Genomic DNA, 3101 nt, shown 5'->3' on the forward strand with positions numbered 1-3101 from the left:
TGTGTGAGCGCGTAGCACAGCGCGAAATAACTCAAGGCGAGAATCAGATACACGGGAAAGGGCTTCGTCAGCAGCCGGTTGTTGATCTGATCCGCTGCGAAGGAGATTTCCTGGACGTTGATGATGTAACCGAGCGAGGTTTCCTTGATCGTCGATACGAACTGCGTGACCATGCTCGGCACCACGTTGTAAAGCGCCTGCGGCAGGATGACTGCACGCATGGTTTTCATGTAGCTCATGCCGAGCGCTCTCGAGGCTTCGGTCTGCCCTTTCGGCAGCCCCTCGATGCCCGCGCGGATGATTTCCCCCAGATAGGCCGAGTCATAGATCACAAGCGCGCAGAGCATGGTGACAAACCCGGTAACCGGATAGCCAGTCAAAACAGGCACGAGAAAGTACACCCAGAAAATCACCATCAGGAGCGGGATGCCTCGCACCATGTAGACGAGACCTGTGGCCGGCGCGCGCAGAAACCGGAAAGGGCTGATGCGTGCCAGGGCGACCAGGATACCCAGGGGAAATGCGATGACGAGTGCTGAAAGCGACAGCAATATCGTCAGTACGATGCCGCCTAGCCGGCCATGCGGATACTGCCCGATGAGCAGCAGTGTCCAGTTGTCGCGCAGGATATCGAGCATGTCACTTCACTCCCGGAATGCGGTAGTGCATCGCGATTTTGGCGCCGCACAGCATGATGACAAGGGAGAGGCCGAGATACACCGCCGTGGCGATGAAATACGACTCGAAAGACAGGAAGGTTTCGTTCTCGATCTGCCGGGTGACATAAGTCAGCTCGGCGGCGCCGATCGCCATCGCGAGACTCGTGTTCTTGAACAGCAGGACTGCGTGATTGACCATCGGCGGAATTGCATTGCGCAACGCTTGCGGAAGCACGACGAAACGCATGCCGTTCAGGAAGTTCAGGCCCAGCGCTCGCGAAGCTTCGTACTGGCCATAGGGAATCGCACGCAATCCGCTGCGGATATCTTCGGAGAGATAGGCTGCACTGCATAAGCCGATCGCCACGACCGCAAAAATGAACTGGCCGTTATAGTGGTTCAGCAGCGTCTGCACCGATTCCGGCAGGATGTTCGAAATGCCGAAGTACCAGAACAGGATCTGGACCAGCATCGGCACATTGCGATGGTAGGCCACGAATGACGCGACGAAGGCCGTCGCGAGGCGATTGTTGGTCAGGCGGATTAGCGTGAGAAGAATGCCCACGACCAGTGAGAGTATCCATGCCAGCGCGGCCATCGCGAGCGTGAGTTCGATCCCATGGAGAAACAGCGCCCCATAGTCGCCTCGCAGCATCGTCGCCAGGTCAAAGTGAAGTTTCATGTTGCACGTCCCAATGATTCGGATCGAACCGATGATCCCGGCCTGACTCGACCCGCGGCAGCATCGTCATCCCCCGGAAGCTGTTATTGACTTCCGTGTTGAGTTGATACTAGCTCGCAAAAAAAGGCCGTTGCAGAGGCCTTTCTTCTGGTGCAATAAGTTTCGGGAATGATGAATCGAAACGGCTTCCGGCAGCGCGGCAGGCGTGGTTGTGCATGGTGTTTGTCTCCAGTTTGCGGCGTCTCTGCGGGCGCCTCATCGTCAGTGGCGCGCTCCTTTATCGGAGCGCTCACGCTTGAGAAACAACGGCGGCATTGCGCCGGCGCAGCATGCTGCGCCGGTCTTCGTTCAGGCCGTGGCTGTCGGGCGCGTCAGCACCTGCGGATTTACCGGCGTCGGCGGCTTGCCGGCCGCTGCGCCGTGCCCCAGAGCGGCGATCAGATTGTCTGCGCAAAGCGCGGCCATCGCACGTCGCGTGCTGACAGACGCGCTGCCGATATGCGGCGTGAGCACCACATTCTTTTGCGCAAGCAGTGCCGGGCAGATAACCGGCTCGCCTTCGAATACATCCAGACCGGCCGCCGCGATGCTGCCTTCGTTCAGCGCCACCGCCAAAGCCGCATCGTCCACTACGCCGCCGCGTGCGATGTTGGTCAGCGTGGCCGACGATTTCATCTGCTTGAGCTCCGCCGCGCCGATCGCGTGGTGCGAGCTGGCCGAGTAAGGCACCACGACGATCAGGTGATCCGACTCGCGCAGCAGGGTCTCCTTGTCGACATAGCGTGCCCTGCAGCCCTCTTCGACTTCCGGCGCCAGTTGCGAGCGATTGTGATAGATCACGCGCATGCCGAAGCCGAATGCACCACGTCGCGCGATGGCCTGCCCGATACGTCCCATGCCGAGAATGCCGAGCGTCGAACCATGCACGTCGTTGCTGACGAACATGTCGAAGCGTCCGGTTTTGGTCCATTCACCGGCGCGCAGAAAGTGTTCCGACTCGGTGATGCGCCGCGCCGTTGCCATCATCAGCGCGAAGCCGAAGTCGGCGGTGGTATCCGTCAGGACGTCCGGCGTATTCGTCACCAGCACACCGCGCGCGGTACAGGCTTCCACGTCGACGTTGTTGTAGCCCACACCGATATTGCATACCGCCTTCAACTGCGGGCAGGCGTCGAGCAAGGTCGCGTCGATCCGGTCGCCGCCGGCCGTCATGGCCCCCACCTTGCCTTGCAGCCTGGCAATCAGCTCTGGTTGCGTCCAGATCGTGTCGTCAGGGTTGTCGGTCACGTCGAAATCCGCGCGCAGGCGGTCGACGATGTCCGGAAATGACGCACGGGTAACCAGTACCGATGCACGCATGGAAAACCTCCTAGTTGAACTCTGGATCGCACTTACTCGTTGTGATCAGCGGGATCGCGTTTGATCGTCGTCAGCCCGCCCGGCACCTGCAGCGTGGGCAGAATTTCCATATTGCTGATGTTGACCGCGAGCGGCGCAGCGATCGCAAAGGCGATGGCGTCGGCAATATCGGACGGCAGCGGCAACTCGAAACCGTCGATGAACTGCTTGCGCGCCGCCTCGATGTCGCCATGCACGTGGCCAAAAATATCAGTGGCGACACGGCCCGGACAGATCTCCGTCACGCGTACGCGTCTGCCGGTCGCGTCCACTCGCAACTGGCGCGACAACGCATGGATGCCGGCCTTCGTCGCGGAGTAAATGGAGTTGCCGTTGAAGTTGTAGATCCCTGCGATCGAGCT

Annotated in this window: 4 protein-coding genes; all 4 read right to left on the reverse strand. The window is 60.1% G+C overall.

Annotated features, from left to right (window positions below):
- Positions 1–638 (reverse strand): amino acid ABC transporter permease (locus BM438_RS44375; RefSeq protein ID WP_093647895.1); only part of this gene is annotated, 638 nt, incomplete at its 3' end.
- A 1-nt stretch (position 639) separates the two neighbouring features.
- Positions 640–1341 carry an amino acid ABC transporter permease gene (locus BM438_RS44380; protein ID WP_093647897.1) on the reverse strand — a complete coding sequence of 234 codons (702 nt, stop codon included), beginning with the start codon at positions 1339–1341 and terminating at the stop codon, positions 640–642.
- A gap of 348 nt (positions 1342–1689) precedes the next feature.
- Entirely contained in the window at positions 1690–2700 is a 1011-nt protein-coding gene (locus tag BM438_RS44385; RefSeq protein WP_093647899.1) for a 2-hydroxyacid dehydrogenase, read from the reverse strand.
- 32 nt (positions 2701–2732) lie between these two features.
- On the reverse strand, positions 2733–3101 hold a 369-nt coding region (locus BM438_RS44390; RefSeq protein WP_143131883.1), incomplete at its 5' end, for an SDR family oxidoreductase.

Source organism: Paraburkholderia aspalathi, from assembly GCF_900116445.1.
In the GTDB taxonomy this organism is placed as follows: Bacteria; Pseudomonadota; Gammaproteobacteria; order Burkholderiales; family Burkholderiaceae; genus Paraburkholderia; species Paraburkholderia aspalathi.